15 protein-coding genes and 1 tRNA gene are annotated in these 20,715 nt (G+C 54.4%); 14 read left to right on the top strand and 2 right to left on the bottom strand.

What is annotated here, in order from left to right:
- Positions 1-135: 135 nt before the first annotated feature.
- From ACR0K1_RS04900 to ACR0K1_RS04850, 11 genes are all read left to right on the top strand, one after another.
- Positions 136-1,287 carry a M23 family metallopeptidase gene (locus ACR0K1_RS04900; RefSeq protein WP_480849026.1) on the top strand — a complete coding sequence of 384 codons (1,152 nt, stop codon included), beginning with the start codon at positions 136-138 and terminating at the stop codon, positions 1,285-1,287.
- A gap of 306 nt (positions 1,288-1,593) precedes the next feature.
- Entirely contained in the window at positions 1,594-2,112 is a 519-nt protein-coding gene (locus tag ACR0K1_RS04895; protein ID WP_480849024.1) for a hypothetical protein, read from the top strand.
- Positions 2,113-2,225: 113 nt separating this feature from the next.
- Positions 2,226-3,617, top strand: a complete 1,392-nt coding sequence (locus ACR0K1_RS04890; protein ID WP_480849022.1) for a hypothetical protein — start codon at positions 2,226-2,228, stop codon at positions 3,615-3,617.
- A 1-nt stretch (position 3,618) separates the two neighbouring features.
- Positions 3,619-3,999 carry a hypothetical protein gene (locus ACR0K1_RS04885; protein ID WP_480849020.1) on the top strand — a complete coding sequence of 127 codons (381 nt, stop codon included), beginning with the start codon at positions 3,619-3,621 and terminating at the stop codon, positions 3,997-3,999.
- 1,531 nt (positions 4,000-5,530) lie between these two features.
- Positions 5,531-6,994 carry an SLC13 family permease gene (locus tag ACR0K1_RS04880; RefSeq protein WP_480849017.1) on the top strand — a complete coding sequence of 488 codons (1,464 nt, stop codon included), beginning with the start codon at positions 5,531-5,533 and terminating at the stop codon, positions 6,992-6,994.
- 333 nt (positions 6,995-7,327) lie between these two features.
- Positions 7,328-8,539 (top strand): cytochrome c, encoded by a 1,212-nt coding sequence (locus ACR0K1_RS04875; protein ID WP_480849015.1) that lies wholly within the window; start codon positions 7,328-7,330, stop codon positions 8,537-8,539.
- 37 nt (positions 8,540-8,576) lie between these two features.
- The gene (soxC, locus tag ACR0K1_RS04870) at positions 8,577-9,908 is read left to right on the top strand and encodes a sulfite dehydrogenase (protein ID WP_480849012.1); all 1,332 of its coding nucleotides are present in this window, start codon (positions 8,577-8,579) and stop codon (positions 9,906-9,908) included.
- A complete protein-coding gene (locus ACR0K1_RS04865; RefSeq protein ID WP_480613344.1) occupies positions 9,895-10,581 on the top strand; it encodes a c-type cytochrome in 687 nt (228 codons plus the stop codon). Before soxC ends, ACR0K1_RS04865 begins: the two co-directional genes overlap by 14 nt.
- 66 nt (positions 10,582-10,647) lie before the next feature.
- Positions 10,648-10,773: a hypothetical protein gene (locus ACR0K1_RS04860; protein WP_480613346.1), complete on the top strand. Its 126-nt coding sequence runs from the start codon at positions 10,648-10,650 to the stop codon at positions 10,771-10,773.
- Positions 10,774-10,987: 214 nt separating this feature from the next.
- On the top strand, positions 10,988-11,506 hold the full coding sequence (locus ACR0K1_RS04855) for a hypothetical protein (RefSeq protein WP_480613348.1): 519 nt from the start codon (positions 10,988-10,990) through the stop codon (positions 11,504-11,506).
- A gap of 543 nt (positions 11,507-12,049) precedes the next feature.
- Positions 12,050-12,135: transfer RNA gene (locus ACR0K1_RS04850), tRNA-Leu, on the top strand.
- 69 nt (positions 12,136-12,204) lie between these two features.
- Here ACR0K1_RS04850 and ACR0K1_RS04845 read toward each other — a convergent pair.
- Together ACR0K1_RS04845 and ACR0K1_RS04840 are read right to left on the bottom strand one after the other, a co-directional pair.
- A complete protein-coding gene (locus ACR0K1_RS04845) occupies positions 12,205-12,702 on the bottom strand; it encodes a hypothetical protein (protein ID WP_480613350.1) in 498 nt (165 codons plus the stop codon).
- On the bottom strand, positions 12,695-13,429 hold the full coding sequence (locus ACR0K1_RS04840) for a helix-turn-helix transcriptional regulator (RefSeq protein WP_480849008.1): 735 nt from the start codon (positions 13,427-13,429) through the stop codon (positions 12,695-12,697). Before ACR0K1_RS04840 ends, ACR0K1_RS04845 begins: the two co-directional genes overlap by 8 nt.
- A gap of 618 nt (positions 13,430-14,047) precedes the next feature.
- Between ACR0K1_RS04840 and ACR0K1_RS04835 the strand changes: the two genes are divergently transcribed.
- The 3 genes from ACR0K1_RS04835 to ACR0K1_RS04825 all read left to right on the top strand — a co-directional run bounded on the left by ACR0K1_RS04835 (position 14,048) and on the right by ACR0K1_RS04825 (position 20,714).
- Positions 14,048-16,342 (top strand): hypothetical protein, encoded by a 2,295-nt coding sequence (locus ACR0K1_RS04835; protein ID WP_480849006.1) that lies wholly within the window; start codon positions 14,048-14,050, stop codon positions 16,340-16,342.
- Between the two features lie 130 nt (positions 16,343-16,472).
- Positions 16,473-18,413 (top strand): type I secretion protein, encoded by a 1,941-nt coding sequence (locus ACR0K1_RS04830; RefSeq protein WP_480849004.1) that lies wholly within the window; start codon positions 16,473-16,475, stop codon positions 18,411-18,413.
- A gap of 39 nt (positions 18,414-18,452) precedes the next feature.
- Positions 18,453-20,714 carry a type I secretion system permease/ATPase gene (locus ACR0K1_RS04825; RefSeq protein ID WP_480613357.1) on the top strand — a complete coding sequence of 754 codons (2,262 nt, stop codon included), beginning with the start codon at positions 18,453-18,455 and terminating at the stop codon, positions 20,712-20,714.
- The last annotated feature ends 1 nt before the right edge of the window (position 20,715 follow it).

Below are 20,715 nucleotides of genomic sequence, written 5' to 3'. Positions count from 1 at the left end.
CGTTCAGCCAGAAAAGGTCGCTCATGTCACCGCTCCGTTTTCCAACTCGTGAATCACGCAGCGCAGCCGAAATCAATGCATCCTGACCCTAACGCATGCGGTTTGTTGCATGCCTTTTACTAGTGGGGGATTGTTATGGCGAGAAAAGCCAAAAAAGCGACAAAGTTCATTGTTCCAGTCGATGAAACTCGGGCTAAAGAAACATTTGGGTTTGGAGACAATTCGAACGAAGTCGATAAGCTAATTAACGTTGGGGGAACCAGTACGCCAGATTGGTATCATCTAGGGGCTGACTACGACTGTTTTAGCGGTACTCAAGCCGAGCAATATATCTTCGCCGTCGCTAACGGAGAAGTTTATGAAGTTGGCCTCGACGACGGAAGTGGTGGCGGATTTGGAAATTACGTAATTCTCAAACACACATTGCCAAGCCAAGAGACGGTTTATTCTTTCTACGCTCATATGGAAGATGCGCCCTTGGTAAGCAAAGGCGATTTCGTGGACATAGGCGACACGCTTGGTCTCGTAGGTAATACGGGAACGGGTACCGATGAGCATCTGCACTTTGAATTGCGTTTTGACCAACCCAATTTTACTCAAGGAGGTATATACAGCGGTGCCTACGATACCCAGTCCCAGTTCGACCAAGGTGTAAATCTGGGAATCCTATTTGATCCGGATGAGTTTGTGAGAACTTACTCATCCACTGCTGCACTTATGAAGGATTTCGCTCCAAAAGGCGGCGTGGACGTCAACTTGCCGAAGCAGGGACCACGGCAAATTTTAGATTTCGATGACCTCTTTATCTTCAATACAACCAACTTGATCTACGATGGTTTTGGATATTTTGGAGATATTGACCAAGCGATCCAAGGGTTTGATTTCGACAATCTTTTTGCAATCCATGCTCCATCATACTTCGATCAGGGAGCTGGTTATGTCACTGGCAACACTTCTGGTGATTGGGTTGCATTCAATGGTGGAGGTCTTCCCGGTTCGATCACGAATGACGGTGGCTTTGATCTAGACAGGGCTTCTTTTACATCAGCTTGGAACAATGATCTTGAGCTAACGATAACCAGCTATGATCTTATCAATGGTTCGTATGTTGAGCGCGGAAACGAAACGATTATTCTCGATACTGATGGTGAAATCGATTTCGTTTTTGGGAACGATTTTAAAGATGTTGAACGAATTGAGTTTGTATCATCTGGCGGCACGAACGACCCCGACCTTAACGGCTTCGGAACTCAGTTTGCGATGGATGACGTCTTCATTTTTGTTTGACAGTGTTTTGAGAGGGGCGCACCCGCTCCTCTCATTTGCACAACTCACGACCAAGTCAGCGAAGCACGTTTGGTGAGACATGATTTGCTGCCATTCTATTTAGCCGTTTAATATCAGTCGATTGAATGGAATGATGGATGCTTGGTCTGCCGTTTGATGGCTCCCAGATACTCCGTGTAACTCGAACAGAGAGGTAGAACCTGATCTCCGGCAGAGGTCTGAAAAAAGTCGTTATGTGACGCCACCTACTCGGGAGCCCATTGCTGGAGCGCTTACCTTCCGAAATCTTGTAGGAGAAGCCGTTTCATGGTAGAAACGATTGGTCATTTAGTTTTCCATATCGATTTAGGGTCGCCCAGATCGCTGTTTAGGACGGCTCTCTTGGAGCAGGACTGCATCGCCATGAGTTTAGAAGAAGAGATTCTGACTGAGGTGGCAAAGGACATGACGCCGAGTGCCTATTCGCTTTCGAGAATAATCTTGGGAGACGAAGCCGATGGTCACCGAGATCTTTACTACCCCGGTTACAGGAACTTAGTAATTTGGACTGCCTTAAACTCAGATTTTGTCGACGCAGTGCTAAAATTGCTTGTAGAAAAAAAGATTTATGCCCTCCCAACAGCCCCATTTGTCGTTAAGATGGACGGAGCTTTTCTTGAACTACCTGTCGCAGAGGCTCTTAAGGATTATAGCTCCAGAACATGGCTTCCAGTTGTGTTTTCAACAAAGGACAATCCTGATGCAGAAAGATCATTGTCACCTGATGCAGAGAAGGGTTTTTGGTCTCTATTCGATAGCGTTGCAGTTGTTAAGATAAAGGATTGAGAAATTAGATGGTAAGCATAATCTTTCATTTCTTAATCGGCAAAATCTCACTTATTTAGTCAGCGGATGACCGTTTCCAAGTGCGCTTTGAGCGACTGGAAGCCAAAAGTAAAATGATTAGATCGTTTATTGATACAACAACATTTATTATTTACGATAATATTGATGTTTCAAAATACGGAAGAGATTTTGATGAAATACTGAAGGAAAACCCAGCAGTAAAGGGCGCGGACTTCACTCCTATATTTAATGCGCTAACTGAGCGAGATGTAAAAGTCAGACTACACGAACAATACCATTATTGGCAGGGTCTTCGTTTGCCGTTTGTTTATGCCTACGCCAATGAGTGTTTTAGGCAAGGTTGGCTGGCCTTTCGGGATTTGTCTAACGCTGATGTAAATTGGAAGAATTGGGTTGCATCAAGTTTCAGTTTTACACTTTTTGAGCGTTTAGATCGGGAGTACGTTCTTGTTGGGAATTCAGACAAATCTTTCAGTATCAGATGTAGTTCTGACTGTGAGGCGGAAAGGCGCTGTGTTTTTTCGGCGAAGGAGCTACTGGAGTGCGCAGCATCAGTATTCGACTGGCAGAAGTTTTGTGAGCAAAGCTCTCAGCAGCCGGATGACCCGCTTGTGTTCAGAAGATGGCGAAAACGGAACCCGGCATATTTCAAGGTCTTGGATTTTCTTACCGACGTCACAGACAGCAGTTCCATGATTCTAAAAGTTATTTTGCCATTGATTAACGCTGCTTTTCACACAAGCCTCCCGGAAAGAGCATTTTGTGATCTTTTGAATAGATTTACTTTTGAGCTTGAGGATGAGTTAATTCTTCTGGAAGATCAATTTGCAGGAGAAAACCCGTACAAGTTCCGGGACACACTTCAGTCTTGGCTGAAAGACTTGGATTACGATGTTGTGTTTCCCATGTATCCTGAGAAGATTAATCTCGAAGAAGAGTGCTATTACTTTTTGGAGCCCGAAGTTTTCTTGGGTGGAAGTTACGCTGGACTAGGATCGTCGGCGGCGCACCCAATACTATCGGAGGCATCAAGAGACTGGCAAGAGTTGGCGACTCGGGATTCGGTCCTCGCGGCCTGCATTGATTTTCCGGGCTTAATTCCAGAAGGGATGTCCAAGTCGTACGCCAATATGCAGCATCCAGACGTTCGGGTGGCGACTTTATTCTTCCCAAGCGGCGAAACGTTATCTTACCCATTGGGAAACTTTGATCCTAGAGGGGCCTTTGGCGGAGTCGATTCTCCCTCTTTGAGTGACAGTGAGGCAAGAGGCGTCATGCTGGACTTAATCGTTTTGTTGAGTGCGCTTAAGGGTGTTGTAAGTCCAGGGTTGGCGGATTCAATTCGTCGCTGCCATCATGTTGATTGCCAATACTTCGCAGCTAACTTTTGCAGTTCATACCCATTTGTTCCAAAGGATTACAGAGAATGCATGTTTCCAGAGAAGTTAACGCGAATGGCTAACATTGCTACAGGGGGAAATTAGAATGTCGGATTACACGATGTTGTTAGACTTTGGTTCTGAAACAGAGCAAATTATCCAAGAAATACTTGATTCTTTGAGTGGCGATTTGATTGACGAAGTTGAAATTGAACGAAAGATCAAAACAAGCGACGGTCTTGCGGGAGAGCCAATCACTATATCCACACTAGTTATCGGTTCTACAGTGGTGATTTCCGCCGCATTAAGGGTGCTGGAGCGATATATGGAGACTAGGCGTCAGGAAGGTCAAATGAAAATCGTTGTTGAAGGCTTCGACAAAAATCCCGAGTTAGGGCAGGCTCTAGCTAACCTAGCAGCTTCGCACGCTTCAATATCTGTCTCACATGGGTATGCGAAAGAGGCGTGGAGCCAGAGTGATAGTTGACAATTTTCGTAATAATTTATTGTCAATCGTATAAAATTCAGGTCACGTTTAGAAAACCGCAGCGTGATAAAACCATGCCTAGTACAGGTTTCTGTTTCGTCGCTAGATCGACTTTCGAGTTTCACCATAGCCGTTGGCATATTATCAAGAGAACCCAAAGAGGACGAAAGCAGGTCAGACCAACTTAGAATTTGGGCAATCGAAGTTCTTAATAAACACTAAAATTAATCCCTTAAGCGAAGATGCCGCAAGGGAACTGCTAACTATAACAATTTTAGGTAATCCTTTGGGAAGTTCTTGCAAATTTGTGCGGGCGAAATAGTTGCCCTTCCTGAAGAACCCGAAGAATATTCTACAGAAGAACCAATATAGATCTTACAACGATCTATGTGGCTCGTGGTGAGAGGTGACACAAAGGGGGGCACTGAGAGAAGTTGCTTGCTTGAGATGGCGAGAAAAATCAGTTACTTATGCGGTGCCAGTTGGCGGAAAAATTCAGTGTGGGGGCGCCACTTCAATTCTCAGACTTGTATTGCGTTTGACGCTAAGTGGGTCCGACCCGTTCTAGGGCTTGGGGACAAGCGCGCTGATTTTGGGCCGTCTAAGAGCTGTTACTGGCACGAGTTGCAATATGCGGAAAAGCTACTCTTCCGATGAAACGACCACTTGATTGTGGCGAATTGACGATTCTCGTACAGCCTCACGGATTTGATCAATATCCTTGTTCGGATTTGCCAAGTCTATGCGAATTAGGTCCAACTCGGTTCGATAAATCCGGTTTGAACGCCACTTGCGCTCAAATCCACCAAAGCCACCTACGAAGGTCAAAAGTGCGGCACAAACTGACAGAACCGTGATAACCGTGTCTTTGTGTGTCGCCCAGCCATTTGGAAAGGTGCTCTGGGAAAGCGTTGCGACAATTATTCCGAGCGCCCCGGCAACGCCAAAGGCGGCGTGATACGCCGCGCTCCAAGTTTGCTGCCGGTGTCGGCCTTTTTCCTGGCGTCGTCGACAAAGCGAACAATCGCGTCCTGAAATGGATCATTTTCGATAGGCTGCACTCTATTGATTTTACTCTAATCTAAGGGTTTGAGCACACTAGTAACGTGAAAACAACGCTGGAGCAGTTCAAGCGCTAGCCTGACCTTCACCCTCGCGCCACCACCAACGCCGGCTTCTTCGGGAACGACCGAATATCAAACCACTTGAAGCACGTGCCATCGGCGTTGCGCTTGTCGCCCATCATAAGATGTGCACCCGTCGTCCTGTGCCGGATCAGCGCCGCTCTGAACGTCCGCAGGTCAATCAGCCACCGGCTATCAATCACCCGCCCGTCTGGCCTTGCATGGCCATTACCAATTCGGAAAACGCGTAAATTTAGGCTGCTCAAACCGTTTGGTTTATCGCCCGCAACACCTTAAAAAACCCTGCAGATGACATTAGCCAGATGTTTGCCCTAGTCTGACACTAGCCGCGGCCATGAGTGCTGCGTAGACATATCGCCGGGATTGCCACACCGAAGGTTGGTATCATGCAGGAGCTTCAAGTCCAGTCAGTCCGTTCCCGTTGGCGCGTAATCTTGTCGCTTCTGTCGGGCCCGATACTGTTTTTCCTTGTTCAGTCGCTTGATCCACCGCCCGGAATGTCCGATGCGGGCTGGACGTTGCTGGCCTTGTTGGCGTGGATGGTTGCATGGTGGCTCAGTGAGGCCATACCTCTGGCCGCAACGGCATTACTGCCGGTTGTCGTCATGCCGCTCGCCGGAGTTGCCGAGATTACTACGGTCACGCAGGCCTATGGCCATCCCCTCATATTCCTGTTTTTGGGTGGGTTCATGCTTGCCATGGCGATTGAAGCTGTCGGCCTTCACAGGCGGATCGCGCTGGCAATTGTTTCAAGGGCCGGTACGGGGCCACGCAATCTGACCCTGGGCTTCATGATTGCCACCGCATTTCTTTCGATGTGGATCACGAATACGGCGGCAACAATCATGATGTATGCCGTTGCACTGTCCGTCATCGATTTCATCAAAAGCAAAGTTGCAGGCTCGGATGAACTGCGCCGATTTTCCGTTGGCCTGATGCTTGCGGTGGCCTACAGCGCATCGATTGGCGGAATGGCCACTTTAATCGGATCGCCCGTCAATGCTTTGCTGGCGACAATCATGTCCGGTGAATACGGCATTACGGTCGAGTTCGTTGACTGGCTGATGATCGGTCTACCGGTGACAATGGTCATGTTGTTTATTGCCTGGGCCTTGTTGTGCTTTGTCTTGTTTCGGTGCGAGGGCCTGGTGGATAACGACCTTGCCGACGCGGTGCGCATTGAACGGGAACGGCTTCCGCCCATGGGCCGTGCGGAAAAGACCGTTGCAGCGGTCTTTGGTCTGGCCGCAACCGGCTGGATTTTCGGGGACCAGATTACGCATTTCACCGGGTTGCCAATCACGGATACCGGCGTCGCATTGATCGCAGCTTTGTTGCTTTTCGCGACCCCGGTAAATGCAGATATGACGAAATTCGCGCTGGATTGGGAAACCGCTGTGAAATTGCCGTGGAACGTATTGATCCTGATCGGAGGCGGGCTGGCGGTGGCTTTGGCGTTTCAAATCACCGGGCTGGCGGATTGGATCGGAGAACAGGTGTCAGCAATAGACATCACGGTTTTCGCCATGGTGTTTCTGGTCGTTGCGATGATGGTCTTTCTGACCGAGATCATGTCAAACCCAGCCTCGGCCGCAACGATACTTCCGGTGGTTTCCGCCGTTGCCGTCGGGTTCGGTTGGAGCCCGCTTTTATTGGCAGTGCCAGCCGCGCTTGCAGCCAATATGTCTTTCATGATGCCAGTAGCGACCGCCCCAAATGCGATCGTGTTTTCGAACCCTGATCTTAAAATCACCGATATGGCGCGGGCGGGGTTTTGGCTCAATTTGTGCGGCATTGCCCTGTGCACTCTGATGGTTCATTTCGTCTATCAACCCGTTTTGGGTTGGTAGCACTTCAGGTATTTTGCGGCCTAGTTTCAGGATGCGTTTTTAGAATATAGCGGTTGCTACGAGGAAGACTTTGAGCCTGCCAAACAAAACCTCGATATGGTTTCGCCGCTTGTATCCGCGTTTTTCGTATTTGACTGAGCGCTAAACACGTCCAAATCCAAACATAGACAACCGGGCAACGTTTGGCGAAACAACGCCCCAAGACAGATATGTGTAGATGTGGTAATGCTTTAGCATTGTCCCAATACCCTCGAGATCGAATTGATTGGTCGGGAAGCACCTATGGCGCATTTGTTCAAAGTTATTCTTGGAATTGTCATCTGCGCAGTGGTATTGACCATTCTTTTCTTCTGGCTGTGGGCCGTACCCAGTGTCGAGAACCAGCCGATTGCGACGGATGCCGAAACCATCGCGCGAGGGAAATATCTGACCGCAGCAGGCGACTGCACGTCTTGTCATACCCCCGAAGGCGGAGCAGCGTTCGCAGGCGGGCTCAGGATTGATACCCCGTTCGGCGGAATTTACTCCGCGAACATCACCCCGTCGGAAGAAGGCATCAAAGGCATGAGCTCGGCCGAGTTCTACCAAGTCCTCGCTTTTGGCTCGTACAAGACCTTTCAGCCCCTCTATCCTGCAATGCCCTATCCATCGTACCACCTGGTGACGCGCCAAGATTCCGATGCGATGCTTGCGTATCTGATGACCCTGACGCCGGTCGACAAAAGCGTTCCGAAAAACGAACTGCGCTTTCCCTTCAATATTCGACAGCTTGTACTTTTTTGGAATGTGCTCTTTGCGAAGCGGGGAACATATGAACCCGACGCGTCCCGGGACGCGGTCTGGAACCGGGGTGCCTATCTGGTCGAAGGTCTGGGCCATTGCGGTGCCTGCCACACGCCGCATAACACCTTTGGTGCCGCTGAGCGTAGACGGGCGCTGGCCGGGGCACCGCTTGCAGATTATGAAGCCCCCGATATTCGGCCCGAGGCTCTGAAACAGCGCGGCTGGACCGCGGAATATCTGACCGAATTCTTCAAAACGGGCAAAGGACCCAAAGGAACTGCATTCAAGGAAATGTATCTGGTGGTTAAGAATTCATTGTCGCAGTTGACCGATGAAGATCGGATCGCCATGGCAACCTATCTTCTGGATCTGCCATCAGCCCCAAGGGTTAACGACAACGTCGCTTTGGCCGCTGCGGATGCCGAGACCGCAGCTTCATTTCCCGAGGGGCGGGCATTGTATTTGAACAATTGTTCGATGTGCCATGGCCCGCGCGGCAAGGGTGTGAAAGATGGGGCGCCGCCACTGGCGGGCAACTCTACGCTGGCGCAGGTTGGGGGCCGCAACATGCTCTATGCAATCGTTAATGGCTTTCCCGAACCCAGATCCGTACCCAATTCCAGCCCGATGCCTGCCTTCAAGGACCGTATGACACCGGCGCAGATCGTGGAGTTGGCTAATTTCCTGCGATACGCCTTTGCGGCTGAAACACCAGACCTGCCCAAATTTACCGAAGCCGATATTGAGGCAATACTGAATTAGGTCGCGGCGGCTCAGAACGGGAAAAGTGGATTTTGACATGAGTGATGATGAAGACAAGCAGGGCAAGCGCGGTACCGACCTTACGCGGCGCAGCGTGTTGACGGGCGGTGCCGGCATTGCCACTGGCACGGCGGCTGGTTTGGTTGCCGGGCTCGGGGCTGAGGGCGCGGCGGCCGGCCCCCTACAACGCCCCTGGGCAACCGAATTGGGCGATCCGGTCGGAACAAATCCCTATGGCCACCCGTCATCCTATGAACACAAAGTGATCCGTCGCCCGACCCCATCCCAGCATGCACCAAAGGGGTATGTCCCGCCGATGAACGAATCCTCCTGGACCGGCACGCCGCTACAGGATCTGCGCGGGATCGTCACCCCCAACGGGTTGTTTTATGAACGATCCCACGGCGGGTATGCCGACATGGATCCGGCAAAGCACAAAGTGGTCATTCACGGGCTTGTCGATCGCAACCTTGAACTCAGCATGGAGGATCTGCGCCGCTTTCCCACTGTCACCGCGTTCAGGTTTCTTGAGTGTTCCGGCAACAGCGATCTGACTTGGGGCAAAGCAACCTATGGCGGGCAGGAAACGTCTCCATATCTAACCGCGCAGGACATTCACGGCCTCCTCAGCTGCGCAGAATGGACCGGCGTGCGGCTGTCCGACCTTTTGCGAGATGCCGGGGCTGATACTGAAACGGCCAAGTGGCTGATCGTCGAAGGCGCGGATTCCGGAGCATTGGCACGCAGCCTTCCGATGGCACGGGCTTTGGACGATTGCATCCTGGCTTTTGCGCAAAATGGAGAAATGCTGCGCCCCGAACAGGGGTATCCGGTTCGGTTGCTGGTTCCGGGTTGCGAAGGCAATCTGAACATCAAATGGGTGCAGCGGATAGAGGTGACTGACCAACCCCTGTTTGCGACATTTGAAACCGGTCAATACACCGATCTGCTGAAATCCGGCAGGGCGCGGATATCTTCGCTGGTGATGGAGGCCAAATCGATCATCACCTTCCCATCAGGCGGCCAGTCCCTGCCGGAAAAAGGGTTCTACCAGATCCGGGGCATCGCTTGGTCTGGACGCGGGAAGATTTCGCACGTGGATGTGTCACTGGATGGTGGGCGAAACTGGACCCAAGCGCAGCTGTCAGAGCCGGTGATGTCGAAATGCCTGACCGAATTCACCCTGCCCTGGAGATGGGACGGCAGCGAGACACTGTTAATGAGCCGAGCCACGGACGAAACCGGCTATACGCAACCCTTCGTTCAGCAACTTGTCGAAGCACGCGGCAAGTTTTCGACCTACCACAACAACGGCATCCAAACGTGGCGGGTCGAAAGCAATGGTGAGGTGTATAATGCGACGGGTTAGCCTGATTTTCTTTGCCGCTCTGCTGTCAACAGCCTCTGCGCCGGCTGTTGCGCAGACCGCCGATTGCAGTGATCGCCCCTTGTGTCTTGGCCAGACAATCTCCGAGGCAGATCTGGAGGTTTGGTCCCTTAGCGTTTTCCCCGATGGCACCGGGCTTCCCGATGGAACGGGCAATGCCGAAGAGGGCGGCCAGATATACAGGGAAAAGTGTTCCGCCTGTCATGGCGAAAAAGGCGTTGGCGTGAAGGTTCTGCTGGATCGCGGTGCGTTTCCCACCCTCGTCGGTTCGGAACCGCCTTTGACCGATACCGAACAACAGCCCGCGCAAACTGTGGGCAGCTACTGGCCGTATGCTACAACCTTCTTTGATTACGTCCGCCGTGCAATGCCTTTTGCGACGGCCCATTCCCTCAGCGACAATGAAGTCTACGCGATTACTGCGTACATCCTGGTCCTGAACGACATCCTACCCGCCGGCGCAACCCTGGATCGCGACAGCATGTTGCAAGTGACAATGCCGAACATAGATGGCTTCATTTGCGATGCCCGCCCAGACGTGTTCGCGCCGCGCTGCATGTCGAACTGTGCAATACCTGGCGACGCTGGCGTTTTGATCGGATCGGGAGAGAATTATGGCAAACCGGTTCCGATAACAGATTGCATGGTTCGATAACGGTCTTGCAGGTTTTGTTCTGTGACTTGCGGACAGGTGCTATCGAAGTCTTCAAGGAGCACCTCGATGTTAACTGTGTTCCGAAATCCAGGCGCGACGATGCTTTTGGAGAAGAATGGTACCAACTGTTTTTTTGATGAAACGGAAGGCGATAAACTCGACGCTAACAAGCTGGCCTTGGCGAAACCGTAGCTACGGGTAGACCAAAGGCTGTAATCTAAGAGGAGTTATTGAAACAGGCTTGCAGCCAACAATTGACGCCGATTCAGGTGTCGGGTCTTCGCTGGACCGCAGCGGTGGTCTGGGCATAGACTTGTGGCGACATCATTTCCGAGACGTAACTGAACGACGCTCAGATGATTTGTGACAATGCCATCCAAATGCGAACGGGTTGGGGAGGCCGATTATGAACGTGAAACAAATTTTTGCATGCATTCTCTTGGCAACTTCATTGCTTGGACAGGGTGCTTCAGCAGTCTATTCCGAGAGCTTCTCGTTAACCGGCCAGTACGAAGGACGATATGCCTGCGACAGTACCACAGCTGGCGTTCCATCAAGCTGGTCGGACCCTATGCGGGCAGCGATAGTTCAGGACGGCGAACGCATTTTCATCGACCTGCGCTATACCGACAAACAAGAACTTGGTGCTGAGTATTCCTTGTACGTCGGCTCAATAATGACAAACACCACCGGCGATCTGATCAGCGGGTATTTCGAAGCTTGTGGCGGCACTTTCCCTTCGAAAGAGCTGGCCCGCTTTTTTCCTGCATCAACCACCACCACACCGTTCAGCCTGTCGGTTACAAGTGTCTGGGCCTCGGATCAGGTGCCAAATATTCCAGGTTTGACAGTTCAGACTTGCATTTGGAGCCTGAAACGCGTGTCAACGGAAACGCCTGACATACGGTCCTGTAGCGCGAATTGACAGTAAAAAGATATTTTATTTTAAGGGGTTAATAAAGAATCTGGAGTGTTCAGGTAAAAACCCTTCCTTCCCCTGTTGTCGCCACGAGAGGTCAATGAAACTCAGGAAACAATACTCTCGATAAATTTGAGCCAGTTCGAATCAATTTATCAATTCTGTGTCCTGCTCGTTTTGGGGGCGATGCCTCGTGTTTTGTGCGGTGGATGCGGTTTTGGGGAGTATCACCTTGGTTTCGGGTGGTTGTTCGGAACGACAGAACCACCAAAGTTTGACCACAGCAAAAGTACGTGCGATCCCGAGTCCAGATTCCTTTGCTGCAGTGATCAGCAAGGCGTTTTTTGTTTGACGCCTCGCGCGTGCGCACGCGTGGAATGGGGCTACTAAGGCGCTCCGATTGGATGAACGATGGGCGGCCAGGTGGGGTGAGCAAACCGGTGGGCGCGGCAACCCAAATTAACCGCCTTCCTCAGTCTGAAACACATTGTATTCATGACTTTGTCGCATTAGTGATTTCTCAGGCCCGACGGCGGGTCAAGGCGCTTTGCCCGCGTGGTGGAATGGTAGACACAGGAGACTTAAAATCTCCAGGCGGAAACGCCGTGCCGGTTCGAGTCCGGCCGCGGGTACCAAGTTTTTTCGCAGAGTTGGATTTGGATTCCAGCGCCTCGGCCACGCGGCGTCGTGCCTCAAGGTTGCAACTAGACCGGATACCCCAATTCAGTAATCAGGCGCCAGATGTCTCGGTTTGCGGCTGACAGTTGTTCGACCACGGCCTCGATCTCGTGTATCGCGTCGTCGTCTACCGTGTCTTCCCGGCCAAGTTTGATGTCGGTTTTGCGGTCCGAGATGCGCATCAGGATGGTCTTTGGGTTCCCGCTTTCTTTGTCGAACGAGTAGATGCAGTGATTGAATTTGTTCCGGATGCCGGACAGTTTGCTAAGGCGGTGCGTGTGCTTCAGGATCGGATCCCGTATCTCGGCCGGGCGGCCATCCATTTTGGCCAGACGTTCAACAAGATCAATCCTGGCTCTGGTCGTGTTCAGAGTCAGGAAAATGATTACGGCGACATCTTTGGACGTCCCGCTCAGGCCGGCAATCAGGTGGATCAGCAGGCTTTCGGTGTTGGTCCACATATAGTTCAACTTGCCGACCAGAAGGATCAGGCGGTCGAACCGGGCTTCGAAAGGATCAGTCAATTGAAATCTGCGCGTCGTTTGGCGCGACCTCGAAATAGAAATGGGCCGCGGCGGTGCGATTGCTGACCCCGATCTTGCCCACCACGTTATGCATGTGCAGCTTGACCGTGTGCTCGGTGATACCCAGCCGCGAGGCAATGACCTTGTTGCTTTCGCCCTGAGAGACAAGACGCAGAACCTGCTTTTCCCGGCGCGTCAGTTTGGCGTACAGGCTTTGCAGTTTCGGACTGTCGGCGCGGGGCGATGCAGGGGTGGGCGCAGGCCCGATTGCATGGGGGATGGGTTTGGACACGGCGTTGGCGAGGAAGCAGGGCAGATACAGTTCCTCATGCATCAGCAATCTGAGTATCGCCCGCCACACATCCGGCGCGACGTTCATGGGAAGGTAACCAATGTCGCCGAATTGACCCCGATCCCAGTTCTCGAAAAGGATACGGGCCGATTCTTCCTTGCGGTAGGCAAAGGCCATGCACCCGGACGCGGCATTGCGGATATAATCGTTCGGGCGGGTCAGAAGATCATCCAGCAGGAGTTGATCGACCACCATGACGCTGCCGCCCGCCGCAGGGGTTTCAGCCAGCGCGTCGAGCGTTTCGTGCCGCAGGGCCTGAACACCGAACTCACTGTGAACACTTCTTAGGGTTTGATTCGAGTAGAATAATTCCTTGCCAATAAAATTGATCGAGAAGTCTTCGTAACCGGCACTTTGGGATTGAGAATTACTCATTACAGGGCCACTCATTATTATTCTCTCCGGTAAAAATTGAGACAATAATTGTTTCGTTAATTAAGCTGAGGTTTAGTGCGGTGAAAGGGTAGTGTATTCAATTAAATAGTGCTCAGACTATACCTGAAAGTAGAATTTCCATCAATAAGGCAAATGCAAATCGACGCCTTGTATAGAACTTTCGTTTAGGTAATTGGGGCAATTTTGTGCCTAAATTGCGGAAACAATTGGATTTCTTTTTTCGACCGGGAAGCTGCGAGGAGTCCGTGCGAAACTCCCCGTGAGCAAGTTTTCAGCACTTAAAATATATATAAAACAGTAGTTTAACCTCATTAGTACTTTCAGGCAGCTAGGCGGCGGCTGGTGCCCCTGCAACCATGGCAGGGCTTCAATTCAGGAAGCTTCAAGATCCTTACGTGCCCGCGCACTGCCTATTCTGGCTCAACCAAAAGCGGTCGCGAATTCGGCTAAGCCGAGAAAGGAGGTGGGCACGACACATAACAGACGACCGCATCCAGCGCAGTTCAGCGACTGAATGTGGAGTTTTTTGTTTCCAACACGCCGAATACCGCTTTGTAGATGAATGGCGGTCTGGCGTATCAGTGATGGATTATTGTTATGAGACGCAATACAAATAATACCAATGTTACGACCGTCGACGAAATTAATGTCGAAAACCTCTCCGCAGAACTTGATACCGACGTGGAAATCGCAGAAGCGACGATTGACGCGGACCTGACGGCTCAACAGCAGCAGCAGGATCAGAACGTCGAAAGTTCGAACGATCAGGCACAGGATCAGGGTCAGGATCAGGGCCAAGAACAAGGCCAGGATCAGGGCCAAGAACAAGGCCAGGATCAGGGTCAGGACCAAGGTCAGGATCAGGACCAGTCTCAGACGCTGGATGCCGGTGACGACAGCAACGACAACTCGAACAACAACGCCATCAATATCGACTTTGGAGGCGGCGAGTGGATTCCGCGCGATGACGATCAGGTCGATCTGGACCTGGGCGATGACGCGACCGTTGGTGACGTGATCAGCGCTGGTGGCGATCTGGATTACGATCCCGGCGACGACATGAACCTGGACATTTCAATGGATGGTGCCGGGACGGCGATGTCATCAGTCAACAACCAGGTGAACAGCCTGGATGACAACGACTCGCTCGAGTCTGCGTCAGTGTCGAATGATGGTACATTTACCCAGAACGGCGACGCACATGGCGGCAACGCCCATGCGGAAGAAGGCATCGGTTCCAATGCTAATGGCGGCGACTCCGGTTACGGCGGCACCAGCTATGGCGGTGATGCAAGCTCGGCGACCAGTGGCGGTCATGCACATGCTCTGGGCGGTCATACCGGTAGCGCAGACGCGGCCTCGACCGGCGGTTACGGCGGTTCCACAGGTGACGCGAATAACTCCAGCATGGGTGTAGGCACCTCGACTGCAGCATCCGACGGTGACAGCTCTGGTGGTTATGGTGGAGACGCGGATAACTCGTCTTCGGCCAGCAACTCCGGTTCTGCGGACGCCAACGGTCAGGGCACTGGCGGTGCTGGCGGCAGCGCGGACTCGTTCGGTCTGGGCCTTGGCCTTGGTCTGTCGGGTGCAGGCGCGTATGGCGACGCTGATGGCGGCGACAGCGACTCTGACTCCAACGGCAACGGCAACGGCAACGCGACCAACGACACGAGTGCCGATGGTGCGGACGGTGGCGACGGTAGTGCATCGTCAGACAACTCGGCATCGAACTCCGGCGACGCAGACACTGAAGCCAATGACGCGACCGCGGGAAGCAATGACGCGGACGGTACTGCATCCAGCGCGGCAGACAGCTCTGCTGACGGCGACGGCGGCGACGGAACCGGTGGTGATGGAACCGGCGGTGACGGAACCGGTGGCGACGGAACTGGCGGTGACGGCACCGGCGGTGCTGGCGAAGGCGGTTTCGCGGCTCTGGTCGAAGCGGCAATCATGGCCCTGCAGGAAGAGCTAGGCATGGTTGATGCCGAAGCCGGTGAAGGCGGTGACGGCAACGGCGGCGACGGAAACGGCGGCGACGGTTCTGGCGGAGACGGCGACGGCGGCGATGGTTCCGGCGGTGACGGTTCCGGCGGTACGGCTGACTCGGATGCCGATGCGCAGGCGGTTGGCGATCAGTCCGCAAGCGGACCTGACATCGACCAGACCTCGGGCGACGTGAACGGATCGGCCGACAACTCGCAAGCGACCGATGGTAGCGGTGGTGCCGGCGGCTCGAACGATGCCGACGGTGCGGCAAACGGTACTGGCACCGGTACGGCGGCGGCCGACGGTGACGGTGGTGCCGGTGGCACGACCACGCCGACAGCAACCTCGTCCGGTAGCGGTGCGGGATCTGCCGATGCGGCCAATACTGCCGGCGGCGGCGGTGCTGCTGATGTCATGGGTGACTCCGACAATACTGGTGCGGCAGACTCCCTGGCCGAAGCCATTGCGGGTTACGGCGGTGCGGGTAGCTCGGACAACGACGCGACCTCGACCGGGTCCGGCGACGCGACCGGCGCGGCAAGCTCGGGCGCAGGTGGTGCCGGTGGTGCATCTGCTGCAACCGGCGGAACCAGTGGCGCGGCAACCGGTTCGGCGATGTCCGGCGACACCATGGGTGGCACGATCACCGGTGGTAGCGCGGCTGGCGCCTATTCGGGCGACGGCGGAGCCGGCGGTAACGGCGGCGCATGGGGTTCGAACAACGGTGGCGATGGTATCGTGACCGGCGAGTCCTACGCTTCGGCAGCAGCCGTTGTCGATACATCGGCGTTCAACCAGTCGATCGTCATGGGTGCCAACGTGCTTGGTAACTCGGTCGACACGACCATGGTTGGCGGTTCGATGACGTCGTCCTACGCAAGCGACGACACCGACGCGTAAACAGTAAAACGGGGCTCGCAATTTCGGGCCCCGTGATTTTAACGATAACGCCGGGGCCGTAATCTGCGGCCTCGGTCAAGTGAACCCAAAGCGGAAATTCCAGCCGGTGCGGGTGTAAAGGATGACCGATATGGCCCTTGACAGTATTACCGAGAAGATTGCCCATTTTATTGGAACTTTTGAGTTAACCACTGAACAGGCCCGTTTGCGGGATCAGTACGAAGAGTTCACGGCCATGCGGCGCAAAGCCGAGCTTGATGAACTTGAAGACCCCATCAAAATCAATGTCAAAGCCAAGCTCGAACTTGCTCCGGGCGATTACAAGCCACTTCCTTACAAATTCGACGCGCCGCCCGCAGATATTCCGCTGCCGCCGGCCCCGTTTGGCCCCATTCAGGAAGCCGCGATTTACCTTGATGGCGTCCCGCTGTCCGAACGGTTCGTTCCCGAGTCTATCTTCGGGGGCCCTGATATAAACTTCGAGGTGCTCTTCATTCGTCCGGAAATCGAACCCTTGGGTTCAGCCGTGACCGTCACCCTGCAAAAGCTGTTCCTGCGCGACAATGATACCGTAGGCGAGGGCGACTTCCGCGATACCGAGGCGCTCATGGCCGAGGGCGAAGCGTTTCTGGATACCGCCCTGTCCCTGCATGCCTTTGCTGCGCCATCCTTCAGCCTCGCGGATTACGCATCCGTCGATGCTGTAAAGGAACTGGCCGAGCAGATGCAGAACCCGATGACCTCGGATATCGAGGGCGTCACCATTCACCAGTTCCACGGCCAAGATGCGCTTGGCATCATTGTAAACGGCGAATATGTGGACGAAGCCCCGGTTTGGAAGGATCTGCTGCCCGAGTATCATCAGCCCGATGAAACAGAGGAAGCCGAAGCCGAGTACGAGGCGCAGTTTCCTGACGAATGGGATCAGTCGAAAGATCCGGATTTTGATGAAGGGCATACGGTAATCGCTGGCGGAAATCTGGCGATCAACGCGATCTCGACCACCGTTGCATGGGTCGATGCACCGTATATCGCGGTTGGCGGACAGTCGATCAGCCTGACAATGATCAGCCAGGTAGCGGCTGTATCGGATTGGGACGAGGGCGTGCCGGGAACCGAAAGCGGCACCAACGTCATTCAATCCTCCGAGATTGTGGTCGAGGCAAAAGAAGCGTCCTGGCTGGACGGCGGCACAGAGCAGCCCGCCTTCATAATGGTGGACTGGGTCCATGGCGATATGGTCGTCGCAAACTTCATCAGCCAGCTGATCGACGCGACGGATATGGACCACATCCAGACGGAAATCTCGGCCTCGTCCACGCTGTACGCACTGGGTGACAACGAGATGGTCAATGTGACCGACATCATTCAGCTTGGCAGCTACTACGACCTGATCATGATCGGTGGGGATATGATTTCGGTCGATGTTCTGCAGCAGAGCATCGCCTTGATGGATGACGATATCATTACGGGGGTCATCCCCGCCACTCACGAAGACGGCGACGACGAAAACCTTGTGATGAATGACGCCTCGATCACCACGATGGGCGAGGATACGCACGAGGATCTCGGTGACAACATCTCGAATGCGATGTCGCTGCAAGAGATGGATATGGAAGCGCTGGAAGAGGCGTTGCTGAATGATCCGATGTTTGCCGGGATGGAGCAGATGCGGGTCCTGAAGATCGATGGCGACCTGATGCAGGTCAATATCATGGAACAGGTCACGATGATGCTGGATCAGGACGATGTGCATCTGTCCGGGCCCAACGCCGCCGAAACCGACGTGGTCGCTGGCAGCAACGCCATTCTGAATTCCGCTGACATCACCAAGTTCGGCGTGGATTCAGTGGTCATGACCGGCGAGGGCGAGTATTCCGATCTGCTGCTGCATCAGGCCAGCCTGATTGACATGCCGGACAATGAAGAAATCGCGGAACTGACCAATGAAGCGATTGCCATGATCATGGAAGAGGCGTCCGGCGGGCAAATGGAGGCTGGAACAGCTCCGCAACTGACGCCAACGGAAGAGTTCAGTACCGAAGACGGCCTGCAATCCATGCTGGCCTGATTTTTCCCATGTTTTTACGAGTGACCAGAAGGTTAGTAGATGTCGATTATGTTTTCGTCGCGCCGTACCTTATATGCCAGCCCTCTGGATCGGCACGGTGGCACTGGCCCGCTGAAGCCTGAAGCAGGCGACCGGGCGGCGCGCCCGAAGTCGGGCACCAAAGGCGCAGCGCGCCTGAGTCTGACCGAGGAGATGCGCGTGCTTGAATCGGATGAAAGACAGGCGGCGAAAGCGGCGGCGGAACAAAAGCCGTCTGTGCATTCAAAGGAGGATACTACCCGGCCACGGAACTCCCAAGACACGTCAGACCAGCAGACAACGCGTGCCGTTCCTCCCCAACGGCGCGCACAGCCGCAGCCCGCGCAAGATAAAGACCCTGCGGGCGGTGGCGCAGGGGTGGCCGATGGCGATGACCTCGGTCCCGAACCCGCCAAGGATGCCACAGCGCGCACGACCCCCTCAGCGCCCGCATCCGGCGGTGATCGCATAGGCACCACGATTGAGGCCAAAGCAAACGAGCCACTGATGCGGGCCAAGTCCGGCGGCGGTGGCGGGAATGGGCCACCCCAAACTTTCCACAAGCGCACCCCGCCCGAGGATTTTCAGCAAACGCTGAAAACCTCGATGCGGGCGATCTGGCGCAACCTGGCGTTCGTTTTGGTGCTGACCTGCGCAACCAACATCCTGATCCTAGCGATCCCGATCTATCTGTTCCAGATCAGCGACCGGGTGCTGACCAGCCGGTCGCTGGACACGCTGATCATGCTGACAGCGATTGTTGCAGGGGCGGTGATTTTCCAATCCGCCTTTGACGCGATCCGGCGGTTCATGCTGATGCGGACAGGGGTCGAGGTTGCCGCGCGCCTTGGCGCACCAGTGCTCAGCGCCGCCGCCCATGCCTCGCTGCATGGAAGCGGGCGCGAGTATCAGACGCTGGGCGATCTGCAGCAGGTGCGCGGTTTTCTGGTGTCGGGCACGCTGATTTCTTTTCTGGACGTCCCGTTCGCACCGATGTTCATCCTGATGATCTTTCTGGTGCACCCGCAATTGGGCATGATCGTTGTGGTCACGGCGCTGCTGCTGATGACTATCGCGCTGATTAACCAGAAGATGACCGCCAAGCCTTTCTCCGAGGCGAACCGGGCGCAGTCCATGGCGAACCAGCATCTGGATTCGATGGCGCGCAACAGCCAGATCATCAACGCGCTTGCCATGATCCCCGAGGCCGTGCGGATCTGGGGCCGCGACACCGCGCAGTCCCTGACCTGGCAGGTGCGGGCGCAGGACCGCAATGTCGTTTTTGCCGCTATCTCACGCGCGATACGCCTGCTGACCCAGATCGGCATTCTGGGCTGGGGCGCGTTTCTGGCCCTGCAGGGTGAGATCACCGGCGGCATGGTCATTGCCGCATCGATCATTGCCGGGCGCGCCTTTGCGCCGATCGAAGGCTCCATCGAAGGGTGGAACGCCTTCCTGATGACACGCGGGGCCTACAGCCGGATCAACGCGCTGCTGTCGAGCTCGGCCCTGCAGTTCGAAAAACTGCGCCTGCCGCGCCCCGAAGGCCGGGTCGATGTGGAACGGCTGCTTTATGTTCCGGGCGGCACCAAGCGCGTTGTGCTGAACGGGATTAGCTTCTCGCTCAATCCAGGCGAGACGCTGGCGATCATCGGAAATTCCGGCGCGGGCAAAACCACGCTGGGTAAGACGCTGGTGGGCTCGATCCTGCCAACCTCGGGCAGCGTGCGGCTGGACCTCATGGACATCCGCAACTGGGATCCGCGCCAGTTCGGGGAAAGCATCGGATACCTGCCGCAGGACGTGCAATTATTTCCCGGCACCATCAAGGACAACATCGGACGCATGCGCGCGGACGCGACGGATGAGCAAATCCATGATGCCGCCGTGCTGGCCGATGTGCACAACATGATCGCAACTCTGCCACAGGGCTACGAGACGGTGGTGGCCGCCGATGGCTCACCCCTGTCTGGTGGTCAGAAACAGCGCATCGCCTTGGCGCGCGCTTTCTTCGGGAACCCGCGGATGGTGGTGCTGGACGAGCCGAACTCGAACCTCGATGTGGCGGGCGACAAGGCGCTGGCCCGTGCCATTGAACAGGCGCGGGAAAGCAAGATCACCGTCGTGGTGATCACGCAGAAACCGACGCTGCTGAGCGTGGTGGACAAAATCATGCTGCTAACCGACGGGCGCGTGGCGCTGTTCGGACAGCGTGAGCAGGTTCTGCAGCAGTTGGCTGCATCTCGCAAACAGCCCGGAATTGAAGGCCAGCAGGGGGGCTGAC

Source organism: Ruegeria sp. F5 (assembly GCF_056533845.1).
This window is presented reverse-complemented; position numbering and strand designations above follow the sequence as displayed.

Coding starts and splice junctions, on each gene's coding strand:
- ACR0K1_RS04900 (WP_480849026.1), top strand. CDS start 136: ATGGCGAGAAAAGCCAAAAAAGCGACAAAGTTCATTGTTCCAGTCGAT.
- ACR0K1_RS04895 (WP_480849024.1), top strand. CDS start 1,594: ATGGTAGAAACGATTGGTCATTTAGTTTTCCATATCGATTTAGGGTCG.
- ACR0K1_RS04890 (WP_480849022.1), top strand. CDS start 2,226: ATGATTAGATCGTTTATTGATACAACAACATTTATTATTTACGATAAT.
- ACR0K1_RS04885 (WP_480849020.1), top strand. CDS start 3,619: ATGTCGGATTACACGATGTTGTTAGACTTTGGTTCTGAAACAGAGCAA.
- ACR0K1_RS04880 (WP_480849017.1), top strand. CDS start 5,531: ATGCAGGAGCTTCAAGTCCAGTCAGTCCGTTCCCGTTGGCGCGTAATC.
- soxC (WP_480849012.1), top strand. CDS start 8,577: ATGAGTGATGATGAAGACAAGCAGGGCAAGCGCGGTACCGACCTTACG.
- ACR0K1_RS04865 (WP_480613344.1), top strand. CDS start 9,895: ATGCGACGGGTTAGCCTGATTTTCTTTGCCGCTCTGCTGTCAACAGCC.
- ACR0K1_RS04860 (WP_480613346.1), top strand. CDS start 10,648: ATGTTAACTGTGTTCCGAAATCCAGGCGCGACGATGCTTTTGGAGAAG.
- ACR0K1_RS04855 (WP_480613348.1), top strand. CDS start 10,988: ATGAACGTGAAACAAATTTTTGCATGCATTCTCTTGGCAACTTCATTG.
- ACR0K1_RS04840 (WP_480849008.1), bottom strand. CDS start 13,429: ATGAGTAATTCTCAATCCCAAAGTGCCGGTTACGAAGACTTCTCGATC.
- ACR0K1_RS04835 (WP_480849006.1), top strand. CDS start 14,048: ATGAGACGCAATACAAATAATACCAATGTTACGACCGTCGACGAAATT.
- ACR0K1_RS04830 (WP_480849004.1), top strand. CDS start 16,473: ATGGCCCTTGACAGTATTACCGAGAAGATTGCCCATTTTATTGGAACT.
- ACR0K1_RS04825 (WP_480613357.1), top strand. CDS start 18,453: ATGTCGATTATGTTTTCGTCGCGCCGTACCTTATATGCCAGCCCTCTG.